The organism is Streptomyces sp. C36 (assembly GCF_040932295.1).
GTDB classification, from domain to species: Bacteria; Actinomycetota; Actinomycetes; order Streptomycetales; family Streptomycetaceae; genus Streptomyces; species Streptomyces triculaminicus.
On record NZ_JBFQGI010000002.1, the window covers coordinates 278,824 to 294,370 of the forward strand.

The 15,547-nt window shown below is 71.3% G+C and carries 13 protein-coding genes; 11 read left to right on the forward strand and 2 right to left on the reverse strand.

Annotation, left to right across the window (positions count from 1 at the left end; translation table 11 throughout):
• Window positions 1–53: 53 nt before the first annotated feature.
• Both AB4K12_RS06770 and AB4K12_RS06775 read right to left on the reverse strand, forming a co-directional pair.
• Complete coding sequence (locus AB4K12_RS06770) at window positions 54–803, reverse strand: response regulator transcription factor (protein WP_368433351.1); 750 nt, start codon at window positions 801–803, stop codon at window positions 54–56.
• Between the two features lie 53 nt (window positions 804–856).
• On the reverse strand, window positions 857–1,903 hold the full coding sequence (locus AB4K12_RS06775; protein WP_368433352.1) for a sensor histidine kinase: 1,047 nt from the start codon (window positions 1,901–1,903) through the stop codon (window positions 857–859).
• A 179-nt stretch (window positions 1,904–2,082) separates the two neighbouring features.
• Here AB4K12_RS06775 and AB4K12_RS06780 point away from each other — a divergent pair, with 179 nt between their 5' ends.
• The 11 genes from AB4K12_RS06780 (at window position 2,083) to AB4K12_RS06830 (ending at window position 15,482) form a co-directional block, all read left to right on the forward strand.
• Window positions 2,083–3,594, forward strand: coding sequence for a folylpolyglutamate synthase/dihydrofolate synthase family protein (locus tag AB4K12_RS06780; protein WP_368433825.1), 1,512 nt, complete (start codon window positions 2,083–2,085; stop codon window positions 3,592–3,594).
• A 1-nt stretch (window position 3,595) separates the two neighbouring features.
• The gene (locus AB4K12_RS06785; protein ID WP_086575478.1) at window positions 3,596–3,943 is read left to right on the forward strand and encodes a DUF4233 domain-containing protein; all 348 of its coding nucleotides are present in this window, start codon (window positions 3,596–3,598) and stop codon (window positions 3,941–3,943) included.
• 80 nt (window positions 3,944–4,023) lie between these two features.
• Window positions 4,024–4,437 (forward strand): nucleoside-diphosphate kinase, encoded by a 414-nt coding sequence (gene ndk / locus AB4K12_RS06790; RefSeq protein ID WP_086575476.1) that lies wholly within the window; start codon window positions 4,024–4,026, stop codon window positions 4,435–4,437.
• A 285-nt stretch (window positions 4,438–4,722) separates the two neighbouring features.
• Window positions 4,723–5,742 (forward strand): rod shape-determining protein, encoded by a 1,020-nt coding sequence (locus AB4K12_RS06795; protein ID WP_004950903.1) that lies wholly within the window; start codon window positions 4,723–4,725, stop codon window positions 5,740–5,742.
• A 125-nt stretch (window positions 5,743–5,867) separates the two neighbouring features.
• Window positions 5,868–6,800 (forward strand): rod shape-determining protein MreC, encoded by a 933-nt coding sequence (gene mreC / locus AB4K12_RS06800; protein WP_368433353.1) that lies wholly within the window; start codon window positions 5,868–5,870, stop codon window positions 6,798–6,800.
• Between the two features lie 3 nt (window positions 6,801–6,803).
• Entirely contained in the window at window positions 6,804–7,508 is a 705-nt protein-coding gene (gene mreD / locus AB4K12_RS06805; RefSeq protein WP_368433354.1) for a rod shape-determining protein MreD, read from the forward strand.
• Window positions 7,505–9,724 (forward strand): penicillin-binding protein 2, encoded by a 2,220-nt coding sequence (gene mrdA / locus AB4K12_RS06810; RefSeq protein ID WP_368433355.1) that lies wholly within the window; start codon window positions 7,505–7,507, stop codon window positions 9,722–9,724. Before mreD ends, mrdA begins: the two co-directional genes overlap by 4 nt.
• Entirely contained in the window at window positions 9,721–10,920 is a 1,200-nt protein-coding gene (gene rodA / locus AB4K12_RS06815; RefSeq protein ID WP_086568914.1) for a rod shape-determining protein RodA, read from the forward strand. Before mrdA ends, rodA begins: the two co-directional genes overlap by 4 nt.
• A 71-nt stretch (window positions 10,921–10,991) precedes the next feature.
• Window positions 10,992–12,527 carry a CHAD domain-containing protein gene (locus AB4K12_RS06820; protein WP_368433356.1) on the forward strand — a complete coding sequence of 512 codons (1,536 nt, stop codon included), beginning with the start codon at window positions 10,992–10,994 and terminating at the stop codon, window positions 12,525–12,527.
• Window positions 12,528–12,636: 109 nt separating this feature from the next.
• Window positions 12,637–14,562, forward strand: coding sequence for a TIGR03960 family B12-binding radical SAM protein (locus AB4K12_RS06825; protein WP_368433357.1), 1,926 nt, complete (start codon window positions 12,637–12,639; stop codon window positions 14,560–14,562).
• Between the two features lie 140 nt (window positions 14,563–14,702).
• Window positions 14,703–15,482 (forward strand): TIGR03936 family radical SAM-associated protein, encoded by a 780-nt coding sequence (locus AB4K12_RS06830; RefSeq protein WP_368433358.1) that lies wholly within the window; start codon window positions 14,703–14,705, stop codon window positions 15,480–15,482.
• Window positions 15,483–15,547 lie beyond the last annotated feature (65 nt).

Here is a 15,547-nt window from a genome sequence, read left to right on the forward strand (position 1 = left end):
GATGATCGATGACCTAGGTCCCGGCCGGGTCAGGGACCTTCGTCCCTGTCGGGTCAGAGGCCTTCGTCCCCTCCTCCGCCCCCTCCCGCGCCCCCGTGCTCCCCGCCCGCCGGCCCGTCCGGCGCGCGGTAGCGGTAGCCCAGGCCGCGCACGGCCTCCAGCGGGTCGGCGGCCTCGTCCCCGGCGGCCTGGCGCAGCTTGCGCCGCAGCCGCAGCACCGCGAACTTCACCCGCTCCCGGCCCGTGCCCTCCGGGTCGTCCCACACCCGGTCGAGCAACTGATCGGTGGTGATCACCCGGCCCCGGTTGCGGACGAGCACCTGCAGCAGCCGGTACTCGATGTCGCTGAGCCGTGCCTCGTGCCCCTGCCACACCGCCGAGCGCCGCTCGGGCACCAGCCGCAGCCCGTCGCCGCCGAAGGAGTCGCCCGCCCAGCGGGTGGGCGCGCTGCGCCGCAGCAGGGCCTCGACCCGGGCCAGCAGCTCGTCGTTGCCGAACGGCTTGGGCAGATAGTCGTCCGCGCCGGCGCGCAGGCCGCGCACGCGGTCGCTCTCGGCGCCCCGGGCCGTGAGCAGCAGCACGGGCAGGTCGCTCATGTCCCGGGTGCGCTCGAGCACCTCCCAGCCGTCGAGGCCGGGCAGCCCGATGTCCAGGAGCAGCAGGCCCGGCCGCTCGGCGAACAGCAGCCGCAGGGCCTCGCGGCCGTCGTCGGCGTGGGCCACCTCGTAGCCGGCGCGGGTGAGCAGCACGCGCAGGGCGAGGCCGAGGTCGGGGTCGTCCTCCACGACGAGGATGCGGGTCATGCGCCCTCCGGGGCGGGGGTACGGATCATGCGCCCTCCCGGGCCGGGGGCCGGTCACGCGTCCTCCCGGCCGGTGGGCGGCGGCCCCGCGATCGGCAGCCGGACGCGGAAGACGGCCCCTTCCCCCTCCCGGCCCCCGGCCGAGATGGCGCCGCCGTGCTGCTCGACGACGCTGCGCCCGATGGCCAGGCCCAGCCCCGTCCCGGGGTAGCCGCCGGAGCGGGCGTTGGACGCCCGGACGAAGCCGGTGAAGATCTCGTGGCGGGCCTCCTCGGGGATGCCGATGCCGGTGTCGGCCACCTCGATGTCCCAGTAGGGGCCGCGCGGGGCGGCCGTGACGGTGATGTCGCCGCCGGGCGGGGTGAACTTCGCGGCGTTCTCCAGCAGGTTGCCCAGCACATGCCGCAGCCGGTGCCCGTCGCCGCGCAGCGCGGGGCCGCTCGCGCAGTCCAGCACGGCGAACAGGCCCGCCCGCTCGATCGCCCCCATCTGGTCCATGACGGCGTCCTGCAGCATGCGCGGCACGTCCACGGGAGCGAACTCCAGCTCCGGCCCGGAGGCCCGCAGGCGGGTGGTCAGCAGCAGGTCGGAGATCACCCGCTGCATCCGCCCGGCGTTGCGCCGGATGGCGTCGAGGAAGGAGGCCTGCTCGGCGGTGAGGGTGCCGAAGGCCGGGTCCGCCAGCAGCTCGCCGAAGCTGCTGATGGAGGTGAGCGGGGTGCGCAGTTCGTGGGAGGCGGCCGCGGTGAAGGTGTTGCGCTGCCGGGCCAGCTCCGTCAGCGCCCGGTTGTCGCGCTCCAGGTCGCGCTCGCGCCGCTTGGCGTCGCTGATGTCCGTGAACATCCACAGGGCGCCCAGGTAGGCGCCGTTCCTGCGCAGCGGCTCGACCACCCGCCGGACGACGCGCCCGTCCTCGAGCCGGATCTCGGCCACCCGGTGGACGTGCCGGCCGGGGGAGAGGCCGGCCCCGCCGTCCGTGCCGAACATGGCGGTGAACCTCCGGTTGACCGCCAGCACCTCGTCGGACGGGCTCTGCAGCACCGCGCCGGCGGGCAGCGCCTCCAGGACCGCCTGGAGCCGGTCCCGGTCCTCGGACCCCATGGCTCTCACCTGCCGAACGCCCGTCGGAAACGCACTCAACGGATCTTTCGGAAAAACCGTATGCCAAAGCGGATGCGCGCGCTCCCGATGCCCCGGCGGGTGCCCCGGCCCTCCGCGCGCCCCCTGTCCGTAGACTGGGCGCCGTGAGCGAGCGCCCCCTGAACGACGACAACGGCGATATCGAACCCGGCGAATCCGGCGAAACCGGTCCGGGTGACCGGTTCGAGGAGATCGTCGAAGCCGAGACCGACCGCGACCCCGACCTGGCCGTGATCGAGGCCGGAAGCCGCACCCTGCGCACCCAGGGCGGCCCCCCGCAGGGCGACGGCGTACCCGCCCGCCCGGAGGACCCCGAGGTGGACCGGGCGCTGCGCGAGGTGGAGACCGAGCTCGCGGGCCGCTGGGGCGAGACCAAGCTGGACCCCTCGCTGGTCCGCGTGGAAGCCCTGATGGACATCCTGGGCCAGCCGCAGCGCGCCTACCCCTCGATCCACATCACCGGCACCAACGGCAAGACCAGCACCGCCCGCATGATCGAGGCCCTCCTGGCCGCCTTCGACCTGCGCACCGGCCGCTACACCAGCCCCCACGTCCAGTCCGTCACCGAGCGCATCAGCCTGGACGGCGCCCCGATCGCCGCCGAGCGCTTCATCGAGACCTACCGCGACATCGAGCCGTACGTCCGGATGGTGGACGAGCGCGAGGAGCACCGCCTCTCCTTCTTCGAGGTTCTCACGGGCATGGCCTACGCGGCCTTCGCCGACGCCCCCGTCGACGTCGCCGTCGTCGAGGTCGGCATGGGCGGCACCTGGGACGCCACCAACGTCATCGACGGCTCCGTCGCCGTCGTCACCCCCATCTCGCTCGACCACACCGACCGGCTCGGCTCCACCCCCGGCGACATCGCCCGCGAGAAGGCCGGGATCATCAAGTCCGGCGCCACCGTCGTGCTCGCCCAGCAGCCGGTGGACGCGGCCCAGGTGCTGCTCAAGCACTCCGTCGACGTCGACGCCACGGTCGCCCGCGAGGGCATGGAGTTCGGCGTCACCGCCCGCGAGGTCGCCGTCGGCGGCCAGCTGCTGACCCTGCGCGGCCTCGGCGGCGACTACGAGGAACTCTTCCTCCCCCTCTACGGCGCCCACCAGGCGCACAACGCCGCCGTCGCGCTCGCCGCCGTCGAGGCGTTCTTCGGCATCGGCTCGCAGCACGCCCGCACGCTCGACATCGACACCGTCCGCCGCGCCTTCGCCTCCGTCACCTCGCCGGGCCGGCTCGAGGTCGTACGCCGCAGCCCCACGGTCGTCCTGGACGCCGCGCACAACCCGGCGGGCGCCGCCGTCACCGCCGACGGCATCACCGAGGCCTTCGGCTTCAGCCGCCTCATCGGCGTCGTCGGCACCAGCGCCGACAAGGACGTGCGCGGCCTGCTGGAGGCCTTCGAGCCGATCTTCGCCGAGGTCGTCGTCACCCGGAACTCCACCCCGCGCGCCATGGACGTCGACGAGCTGGCGGCGCTGGCCGTCGAGGTCTTCGGCTCCGAGCGCGTGCAGGTCGAGCCGCGCCTGGACGACGCCCTCGAGGCCGCGATCACCCTCGCGGAGGAGGAGAGCGAATACTCCGGCGCCGGCGTTCTGGTGACCGGTTCGGTGATCACGGTCGGCGAGGCCCGGCTGCTGCTCGGAAGGGGCTGACATGCGGACGCTGTGCGCGAGCACTCTGATCGGTGAATTCTTCGTCATCGGCTTCGCCGGCCTGGTGGCGATGCAGACCTCGGACCTGTCCACGGGCACGGTCTGGGCCGTCAGCGGCACCGCGATGGTGCTGAGCGTGCTGCTGTGCGGGATGCTCACCCGGCCGGGCGGCGTCCAGCTGGGCTGGGCGCTGCAGATCGGGCTGATCGCCAGCGGCCTGGTCGTCCCGACGATGTTCATCCTCGGCGCGGTCTTCGCCGGCCTGTGGTGGGCCTCGGTCCACTTCGGCCGCAAGGTCGACGAGGCGAAGGCGCGCTTCGCGGCGGCCGCCGCGGCGGACGCCGCCTAGTCCGGTTGTGGGTGGGCGAGGGCGTCCCTGTACCCTTCGCCCCACCGCATCCGATCGCCTGCCCGCAAGGAGCCGTACGTATGAGCCAGCGCACCCTCGTCCTTCTCAAGCCTGACGCGATCCGCCGTGGATTGATCGGCGAGATCATCGGCCGCATCGAGCGGAAGGCCGGCTGGACGATCGGCGCGCTGGAGCTGCGCACCCTGGACCGCGCCACGCTGGAGCAGCACTACGCCGAGCACGTCGGCCGTGAGTTCTACGAGCCGCTGATGGGCTTCATGTCCTCCGGCCCGGTCGTGGCCCTGGTCGTCGAGGGCGAGCGCGTCATCGAGGGCGTCCGGGCGCTGGCGGGTCCGACCGACCCCATCTCGGCCGCTCCCGGCTCCATCCGTGGTGACTTCGGCACCATCACGCGCGAGAACCTCATCCACGCCTCGGACTCCGAGGAGTCCGCACAGCGGGAAATCAAGATTTTCTTTCCCGGCCTTGCCTGATAGCGGATCAGGGGAACATCTATTCTGATCAGGGGCGACCGATTTCTTTTCGGTCGCCCTCTGGCATATGCCGCGCCGAAGGAGGGAACCTCTCACTCCGACACGACGTCACCATTACTGGGGGCGGCTCGTGTTCCGCCGACAATGGCGGAGGAACCCTCGCGCCACGTTCGAGTGGGCGAGACTACGATGAAGCTCCGCGCCCCGCAGCGCACCACACCTGCCGACCTCAAGTAAGCATTCGCTCAAACTGGGAAGGCCAGACGTATCCTCATGGGGAACAACATGTCGTTCATCGGCCGTGACATGGCTGTCGACCTCGGGACCGCCAACACGCTGGTGTACGTCAGAGGCCGCGGGATCGTCCTCAACGAGCCGTCAGTCGTCGCGATCAATACCAACACCGGCGGGATCCTCGCGGTCGGGGCGGAAGCCAAGAAGATGATCGGCCGGACCCCCGGCAACATCGTCGCGGTCCGCCCCCTCAAGGACGGCGTCATCGCCGACTTCGAGATCACCGAGCGGATGCTCCGCTACTTCATCCTCAAAATCCACAAGCGCCGCTGGATGGCCCGTCCGCGCGTCGTCGTCTGCGTGCCCTCCGGTATCACCGGGGTCGAGCGGCGTGCGGTGATCGAGGCCTCCACCCAGGCCGGCGCCCGGCAGGTGCACATCATCGAGGAGCCCATGGCCGCGGCCATCGGCTCGGGCCTGCCCGTCCACGAGGCGACCGGCAACATGGTCGTCGACATCGGCGGCGGCACCACCGAGGTCGCCGTGATCTCCCTCGGCGGCATCGTCACCGCGCAGTCCATCCGGGTCGCCGGCGACGAGCTCGACAACGCGATCATCCAGCACATCAAGAAGGAGTACTCCCTCCTGCTGGGCGAGCGCACCGCCGAACAAATCAAGATCACCATCGGTTCGGCCTACGACCTCGAGCAGGACGAGCACACCGAGATCCGCGGTCGTGACCTCGTCAGCGGCCTGCCCAAGACCGTCGTCATCTCGGCCGCCGAGGTCCGCAAGGCCATCGAGGAGCCCGTCAACTCCATCGTCGACGCGGTCAAGACCACCCTCGACAAGTGCCCGCCGGAGCTCTCCGGTGACGTGATGGACCGCGGGATCGTTCTCACCGGCGGCGGCGCTCTCCTGCGCGGCCTCGACGAGCGGCTGCGCCGCGAGACCGGCATGCCGATCCACATCGCCGAGGACCCGCTGGACTCCGTCGCCCTGGGGTCCGGCAAGTGCGTGGAGGAGTTCGAGGCCCTCCAGCAGGTGCTGGACGCCCAGCCCCGCCGGTAGGGCGCACGCCCCCGGCTCCCGGCGCGCCGATGGCGCCGGAACAACCTGATATACAGGCAGAACGCTTCCGATGACCGCCCGGTCCCGCAGCCGGGCGGTCCCACGAGAAGGGCCCGCCGCCGCACGTGAGGGACACACGAGAGAGCCGGCTGCTGCTGGTGCTGCTGATCGCGATCGCCTTCGCGCTGATCACGGTCGACATCCGTGGCGGTGAACAGTCCCCGCTCGACGGCCCCCGGCACGCGGCCGCCTCCGTCTTCGGCCCGGTGGAGGAGGGCGTCGCCGCCGCCGTGGACCCGTTCGGCGACGCCATCGCGGCCGTACGGGACTCGGGCGACCGCAGCAGCCGGATCTCCGAGCTCGAGCGCGAGAACACCGCCCTCAAGCAACGGCTGGGCAGCAGCGACCGCAACCGCGGCCGGCTGCGCGAGCTGGACGCCATGCTCAAGACGGCGGGCCGGGGCCAGTACGGCATCAAGGGCGCCCAGGTCATCGCCATAGGAGCCGCGCAGGGCTTCTCATGGACCGTCACCATCGACGTCGGCGCCAACGACGGCGTCAAGCGCGACATGACCGTGCTCAACGGCGACGGTCTCGTCGGACGCGTCACCACGGTCGGCCCCTCCACCGCCACCGTCCTGCTCGCCAGCGACCCCAAGTTCACCGTCGGCACCCGCATGGAGAAGACCGGCGAGATCGGCTTCGCCGGCGGCCAGGGAGACCGGCTGCTGCGCGTCGAACTCCTCAACGGCAAGGCCGTCGTCCACGAGGGCGACCGCCTGGTCACCTTCGGCTCCAGCAAGGACAAGCCCTTCGTCGCCGGCGTTCCCGTCGGCGAGGTCACCCGCGTCGAGCCCGCCGGCGGCGGCCTGACCCGCACCCTGCAGGTCCGCCCCTTCGTCGGCTTCAGCAAGCTCGACCTCGTCGGCGTCGTCGTCGAGGCGCCGCGCGAGGACCCGCGCGACACCGTCCTGCCGCCCAAACCCGAGGCCCCCAAGCCCACCCCCACCGTGACCGTCACCGTCACCCCCTCCCCGAGCGCCAAACCCCAGGACTGACCGATGCGCCTGAACCGGATCCTGCTCTCGGCCGTACTCGTGATGGTGGCCCTCGTGGTGCAGGTGAGCGTCTTCGCCCGCCTCCACCTCCCCGGCGCCGTCCCCGACCTGCTGCTGCTCGTCGTCGTCGGCCTCGGCCTGGTCTACGGCCACACCGCCGGCGCCCTCATCGGCTTCTGCGCGGGCCTGCTGGCCGACATCGCCCCGCCCGCCGACCACGCCACCGGGCGCTACGCCCTCGTGCTGTGCCTGATCGGCTATCTGGTGGGCCTGGCCCGCCCGGACAACGGCCAGCTGCGCTCGGCCACGGTGCCCATGCTGGCGGTCGTCGGCGCGGCCGTGGCCTCCACGCTGCTGTACGCGGGCGTCGGCTCCCTCGCCGGCGACACCGCGGCCCGCCATGTGGGCCTGACCGGGCTGGTGTCCACCGCGGCGCTGTACGACCTGCTGCTGGCGCCCTTCACGGTGCCGCTGATCATGGCGATCGCCCGGCGCACGGTCGCCGACCCGCTCACCGGTGACGGCACGGCCGTCGCGGCCGGCGGCGACGGCGCGTACAAGCGCGGGTCCGGCGGCTTCCGGATGGGCCGGATGAGCCGCCCGAAGCGCAGAAGCCGCCTGGGCGGCCGGACGAGCCGGATGGGCGCCCGGCGCACCGGCCTGATGCCCAGGCCCGCGAAGCGGATCAAGGGGGTCAAGCGCCTGTGAGCAACCTCCCGGAGACCGGGCGGACCTCGCGCATCACCATCCGGCTGGTCGTCATCCAGATCCTCGTCTTCTCGCTGCTGCTCACCCTCGGCGGGCGGCTGTGGTACCTGCAGATCCGCAACGGCGACCAGTACACCGCCGAAGCCGCCGACAACCACATCCAGCAGGTCGTCGCCCCCGCCACCCGCGGCTCGATCCTCGACGCCCGCGGTGTGCCGCTCGCCGACAACGAGACCCGCCTGGTGGTCTCCGCCAGCCGCACCGACCTGATGAAGATGAAGGACAGGGGCCGGGCCGTCCTGGCCCGCCTGGCCGGCGTCCTGGGCCTCAAGCCCGAGGAGGTCGCCGCCAAGGTCCGGCTGTGCGACGCCAAGACCCCCAAGCCCTGCTGGGCCGGCTCGCCCTACCAGCCCATCCCCATCACCGACGAGGCCACCACCCAGCAGGCGCTGCAGATCCGCGAGCGCCAGGAGGACTTCCCCGGCATCACGGCCGAGCCCACGGCCGTACGCCGCTACGCCGGCCCGGGCGGCTCCAACACCGCCCAGGTCCTCGGCTATCTCTCGCCCGTCACCGACGAGGAGATCGCCAAGGCCAAGAACGGCCGCTCCCCGCTGCTGCGCTCCGACCAGATCGGCCGCTCGGGGCTCGAGCGGCAGTACGACACCGAGCTGCGCGGCAAGGCCGGCGTCACCCGCTACGAGGTCGACAACCTCGGCCGCGTCATCGGCAAGGCCAAGAGCGACAAGGCCGTCCCCGGCGCCAACATCGTCACCAGCATCGACGCCCGGGTGCAGGCCATAGCGGAACGTGAGCTGGACCAGGCGATGAAGGACGCCCGCAAGGAGATCGACCGCAACACCGGCGTCCCCTACAAGGCCGACTCCGGCGCCGTCGTGGTGCTGGAGTCCAAGACCGGCCGCGTCGTCTCCATGGCCTCCAACCCCACCTACGACCCCAACGCCTGGGTGGGCGGCATCTCGGCCAAGGACTACCAGGACCTCACCGGCAAGGACTCCGACTACCCGCTGCTCAACCGCGCCATCCAGGGCCAGGCCGCCCCCGGCTCCATCTTCAAGGTCATCTCCACCACGGCGGCCGTCAACGCCGGGTACGACTTCAACGGCAGCTACAACTGCTCCAGCGCGTACAACATCGGCGGACAGGTCTTCAAGAACTTCGAGTCCAAGGGCTACGGGCCCATCAACCTCGGGCGGGCGCTGGAGGTCTCCTGCGACACCGTCTTCTACGACCTGGCCTACCGCCAGTGGCAGAAGGACGGCGGCAACAAGCCCAAGCACCCCGGCGACTGGTTCTACAAGACCGCCCACCAGTTCGGTCTCGCCAAGGAGACCGGCATCGACCTGCCCAACGAGGTCCGCGGCCGCGTCCCCGACCGCCAGTGGAAGAAGTCGTACTGGGAGGCCAACAAGGACATCTGGTGCAAGCAGGGCGGCAAGGACGACAGTTACGCCGGGAAGATCGCCAAGGAGAACTGCGAGTCGGGCATGCGGATGCGCGCCGGTGACTCCGTCAACTACTCCATCGGCCAGGGCGACACCCTCGTCACCCCCATCCAGATGGCCACCATCTACGCCGCCATCAGCAACGGCGGCACCCTCTACAACCCCACCGTCGGCAAGGCCGTCATCAGCCCCGACGGCCGCAGCGTCCACGAGATCAAGCCCACATCCCACGGCAAACTGCCGTTCGGCCCCGGGACGCGGGACCAGATCGACGCCGCCCTCGCCGGGGTCGCCACCCGGGGCACCGCCGCCTGGCGGTTCGAGGGCTGGCCGCAGAAAGAGATCCCCATGCACGCCAAGACCGGCACCGCCGAGGTCTACGGCAAGCAGACCACCTCGTGGATCGCCACCTACACCGCCGACTACACGATCATCATGACGATCTCCCAGGGCGGCACCGGCTCCGGCGCCTCCGGCCCCGCCGTCCGCAAGATCTACAACGCCCTCTACGGAGCCGACGACAAGGGCAAGATCGACGCGAAGAGGGCCCTGCTCCCGCACCCCGAGAGCAAGCTGCCCACCATCGAGAAGGACGGCACCATCGAGGCCCAGCCCATCGCCTCGCCCACGCCCACCCCCTCGGCCTCCGCCTCCGACGGCTCCTCCGCCCCGCCCTCGGACGCGCCGGCCTCGGACGCCCCGGCCTCGCCGGAGCAGTCCCCGTACCGGAAGGAGGACGACGACCGGTGAGCACCGCCGGCGGCTACCCCGTACGCCGCTTCACCCCCGAGCGCGGCACCTGGTCCCGCCTCACCGCCCGCGACTCCGTCCTGCGCCGCCTGGACTGGGTCATGCTGCTCGCCGCCCTCGCCCTGTCCGGCATCGGCACCCTGCTCGTGTACTCCGCCACCCGCAACCGCACCGAGCTCAACCAGGGCGACCCGTACTACTTCCTGCTGCGCAACATCCTCAACACCGGCATCGGCCTCGCCCTGGCCCTCGGCGCGGTCTGGGTCGGCCACCGGGCGCTGCGCGGCGCCGTGCCGATCCTCTACGGCATCTCCGTGCTCTTCATCCTCGCCGTGCTCACCCCGCTCGGCGCCACCATCAACGGCGCCCGCTCCTGGATCCAGCTCGGCGGCGGCTTCTCCATCCAGCCCTCCGAGTTCACGAAGATCACCATCATCCTGGGCATGGCCATGCTGCTGGCCGGCAAGGTCGACGCCGGCGACCGGCGCCAGCCCGACCACCGCACCGTCATGGAGGCCCTCGGCCTCGCCGCCCTGCCCATCGTGATCATCCTGCTGATGCCCGACCTCGGCTCGGTCATGGTCCTGGTGGTCATCGTGCTCGCCGTGCTGCTGGCCTCCGGCGCCTCCAACCGCTGGATCGCGGGCCTCATCGGAACGGGCGTCATCGGCTGCGTCCTGGTCTGGCAGCTCGGCGTCCTCGACGAGTACCAGATCAACCGCTTCGCCGCCTTCGCCAACCCCGCCCTCGACCCCGCCGGCGTCGGCTACAACACCAACCAGGCCCGCATCGCCATCGGCTCCGGCGGCCTCATGGGCTCCGGCCTCTTCCACGGCTCCCAGACCACCGGCCAGTTCGTGCCCGAACAGCAGACCGACTTCATCTTCACCGTGGCCGGCGAGGAACTCGGCTTCGTCGGCGCAGGCGCCATCATCTTCCTGATGGGCGTCGTCCTGTGGCGCGCCTGCCGCATCGCCCGCGAGACCACCGAGCTCTACGGCACCATCGTGGCCGCCGGGATCATCGCCTGGTTCGCCTTCCAGAGCTTCGAGAACATCGGCATGACGCTCGGGATCATGCCCGTCACCGGCCTCCCGCTGCCCTTCGTCTCCTACGGAGGATCGTCGATGTTCGCGGCCTGGATAGCGGTCGGACTCCTCCAGTCGATCAAGGTCCAGCGCCCGATGTCCGCCTGACCCCGGGGCCCGGCGACCAGGTCCCGAAAGCGACCTGGTCCGCCCGCCCTCCGCGCACTAGATTCGGCTTCATGGCGGACACCGTGAGGGAGATCGAGCGGAAGTACGAAGCCAGAGCCGGCGCCGGCGGCACGCCCCCGCTCCCCGACCTGAGCGCGGCCGCGCCCGTCGCGAGCGTCACCGACCGGGGCACGGCCGAACTCGACGCCGTCTACTACGACACCGCCGACCACCGCCTCGCCGCGGCCGGCATCACCCTCCGCCGCCGCACCGGCGGAACCGACGCCGGCTGGCACGTCAAACTGCCGGTCGCCCCCGGGGTGCGGGACGAAGTCCGCGCCCCCCTCTCCAACGGCGTCCCCCGCACACTCGCCGCCCTCGTCCGCTCCCGCACCCGCGGCGCCCCCCTGACACCGCTGATCCGCATCGTCTCCCGCCGCGAGGTGCGGCACCTGCTCGACGACCACGGCACGCTGCTCGCCGAGGCCAGCACCGACGACGTCACGGCCACCCTGATCACCGGCGCCGGAGGCACCGCCTCCTGGACCGAGTTCGAGGTCGAACTCGCCCCCGACGGCGACCCCGCCCTCCTCGACGCCCTCGAACCCCACCTGCGCGCGGCCGGCCTGCGCCCCTCCAAGGCACCGAGCAAACTCGCCCGGGCACTGAAGGAGACGGGCGCGGGCGCCCCCGCGCCCGCCCCCAGGAGGCCCTCCCGGAAGGCCGGCGCCGGCGACCACGTCCTCGCCTTCCTCCGCGAACAGGCCGAAGCCGTCGCCGCACTCGACCCCGGCGCCCGCCGCGGCACCGAGGACGCCGTCCACCAGATGCGCGTCGCCACCCGCCGGCTGCGCAGCGCCTTCCGTACGTACCGCAAGGTCCTCGACCGCCGCGTCACCGACCCCGTCGGCGAGGAGCTCAAGTGGCTGGCCGCCGAACTCGGCGTCGACCGCGACCGCGAAGTCCTCGCCGAACGACTGAACGAGCGCCTCGACGAGGTGTCGCCCGACCTCGTGCACGGCCCCGTCCACGCCCGGCTGCGCACCTGGTCCGGCGACGGCCGCACCGGCTCCCGCCGCCACCTGACCGCCGTCCTCGACGGCAAGCGCTATCTGCGCCTCCTCGACACCCTCACCGCCCTCCTCGCCGACCCGCCCCTGCGCCCCGCCGCCGACCACCCGGCCCGCCAGGTCCTGGCCAAGGCCGTGCTCTCCGACTACGCGCGCCTCGCCGGCCGCGTCGAGCACGCCCTGAGCACCGAAGCCGGCCACGACCGGGACGTCGCCCTGCACGACGCCCGCAAGGCGGCCAAGCGCGCCCGGTACGGCGCGGAGGCGGCCACGCCCGCGCTGGGCAAGGACGCCAAGCGCTTCGCCAAGCGGATGAAGGCGGTCCAGTCGCTGCTGGGCGAGCACCAGGACAGCGTCATGGCCCGCGACGCCCTGCGCGCCATCGCCGCCGACGCGGAGGCGGCGGGGGAGTCCGCGTTCACCTTCGGGGTGCTCCACGGCCGCGAGGAACAGTGCGCGGAACGCTACGAACGGGAGTTCCCGGCCCTGTGGGCGAAGGCGTCGGACGCGCGGTGGCGGAAGGGGCTGGAGGCGTGAGAGGCCATTTCCCGGGCCTGTGGGGGTAGGCAAGATCGCGTACGAGGGACGATTCGCGGCACGTTACGCTTGAGAGTCGTCCCTTGCCAGCTCACGAAAGTTCGCCGAGATGCCTGTCGAGTCGATCTTCCCCCGCCTGGAAGCGCTTCTCCCGCATGTCCAGAAGCCCATCCAGTACGTCGGTGGAGAGCTCAACTCCACTGTCAAAGAGTGGGACTCGTGCGATGTCCGCTGGTGCCTGATGTACCCGGACGCCTATGAGGTCGGGCTGCCCAACCAGGGCGTCATGATCCTGTACGAGGTCCTCAACGAGCGCGAGGGCGTCCTCGCCGAGCGCACGTACAGCGTGTGGCCGGACCTCGAGGAGCTCATGCGTGAGCACAAGGTGCCGCAGTTCACCGTGGACAGCCACCGGCCCGTCGGCGCGTTCGACGTCTTCGGCCTGAGCTTCTCCACCGAGCTGGGCTACACCAACATGCTCACGGCCCTGGACCTCGCCGGCATCCCGATGGAGTCCAAGGACCGCACCATCGACGACCCGATCGTCCTGGCCGGTGGTCACGCGGCGTTCAACCCCGAGCCCGTCGCCGACTTCATCGACTGCGCGGTGATCGGCGACGGCGAGCAGGCCGTCCTGGAGATGACCGAGATCATCCGGGCGTGGAAGGCCGAGGGCCGTCCCGGCGGTCGTGACGAGGTGCTGCTGCGCCTTGCCCGGACGGGTGGGGTGTACGTCCCGCGCTTCTACGACGTCGAGTACCTGCCCGACGGCCGGATCGGCCGTGTCGTGCCCAACCGCTCCGGCGTGCCGTGGCGCGTGTCCAAGCACACCGTCATGGACCTTGACGAGTGGCCCTACCCGAAGCAGCCGCTGGTCCCGCTCGCGGAGACCGTTCATGAGCGGATGTCGGTGGAGATCTTCCGCGGTTGCACGCGCGGTTGCCGTTTCTGCCAGGCCGGCATGATCACGCGCCCCGTGCGGGAGCGAAGCATCACCGGCATCGGCGAGATGGTGGACAAGGGTCTGAAGGCCACCGGCTTCGAGGAGGTCGGCCTGCTGTCGCTGTCCTCCGCGGACCACACCGAGATCGGTGACATCGCCAAGGGCCTGGCCGACCGGTACGAAGAGGACAAGATCGGTCTGTCCCTGCCCTCGACCCGTGTCGACGCGTTCAACGTCGATCTCGCGAACGAGCTGACCCGTAACGGCCGCCGTTCCGGTCTGACGTTCGCCCCCGAGGGCGGCTCCGAGCGCATGCGCAAGGTCATCAACAAGATGGTCTCGGAAGAGGACCTCATCCGGACCGTCTCCACGGCCTACGGCAACGGCTGGCGCCAGGTGAAGCTGTACTTCATGTGCGGCCTGCCGACCGAGACCGACGAGGACGTGCTGCAGATCGGCGACATGGCGGTCAACGTGATCGCCAAGGGCCGTGAGGTGTCGAAGTCCAACGACATCCGCTGCACCGTCTCCATCGGCGGCTTCGTGCCCAAGCCGCACACCCCCTTCCAGTGGGCGCCGCAGCTCTCCGCCGAGGAGACCGACGCCCGCCTGGAGAAGCTGCGCGACAAGATCCGCGGCGACAAGAAGTACGGGCGTTCGATCGGCTTCCGCTACCACGACGGCAAGCCCGGCATCATCGAGGGCCTGCTCTCGCGCGGCGACCGCCGCGTGGGCGCGGTCATCCGGGCGGTCTACGAGGACGGCGGCCGTTTCGACGGCTGGCGCGAGCACTTCAGCTACGACCGCTGGATGAAGTGCGCCGAGCAGACGCTGCCCGAGCAGGGCGTGGACGTCGCCTGGTACACGACGCGCGAGCGCACGTACGAGGAGGTCCTGCCCTGGGACCACCTGGACTCCGGTCTGGACAAGGACTGGCTCTGGGAGGACTGGCAGGACGCGCTCGACGAGACCGAGGTCGAGGACTGCCGCTGGACGCCGTGCTTCGACTGTGGCGTGTGTCCTCAGATGGACACCTCGATCCAGATCGGCCCGACCGGCAAGAAACTGCTGCCGCTGTCGGTCGTCAAGTAGCACGTGTGCTCAGGTGAGGGTCCCGCCGGGTTGGCGGGGCCCTCACTGCACGTACGCTAGGTAGCAGAACGACCGCACTCACGAAGGACTGAGACAAACTGGGCAAGCGACAGCCCGAAGGCCCGCCGCCCGCACCCGCGGTGCAGCGCATTCGTCTGCGTTACACCAAGCGCGGCCGCCTCCGGTTCACCAGCCACCGCGATTTCCAGCGTGCCTTCGAGCGGGCGCTGCGGCGTGCCGAGGTGCCCATGGCGTACTCGGCGGGCTTCACCCCGCACCCCAAGGTTTCCTACGCCAATGCCGCACCCACCGGCACGGGCAGTGAGGCCGAGTACCTGGAGATCCAGCTCGCCGCGGTGCGCGACCCCGCCGTTCTGCGCACGCTCCTCGACGAGTCGCTGCCGGACGGTCTGGACATCATCGACGCCGTCGAGGCGCACACCTCCTCCTTCGCCGACCGGCTGCAGGCCTCCGTGTGGGAGCTGCGGCTGGAGGGCGTCGAGCCGGAGGACGCCGAGAAGGCCGTCGCGGCGTTCATGGCGGCGGAGACGGTCGAGGTCCAGCGCCGGACGAAAAACGGGTTGCGGACCTTCGACGCGCGTGGCGCGGTGACCCGACTCGAGGCGCTCGCGGCTCCGGCCGATAGGCCCGGCGACGGTGCCTGTGCGATACTGCGGCTGGTTGTTCGGCATTTGACACCTGCCGTTCGACCCGACGACGTCCTGTCCGGTCTCCGCGTCACGGCCGACCTGGCGCCGCCGGTCCCCGCTGCGGTGACCAGGCTGGCGCAGGGGCTGCTCGACGATGAGACCGGCACGGTGACCGATCCGCTCGCGCCCGACCGCGACGCCGCCCCGGCCGCTTCTACCACGGCCGCCGGGCCGAGTGCCGCGCAGCAGGTGTCGGAAGGTTCCGCGTAAGGACGGCCGTCGACGCGCCGCCGCGCCACCAGGGAGCCACCCGGTCCGGCAGGCGCACTGACCAG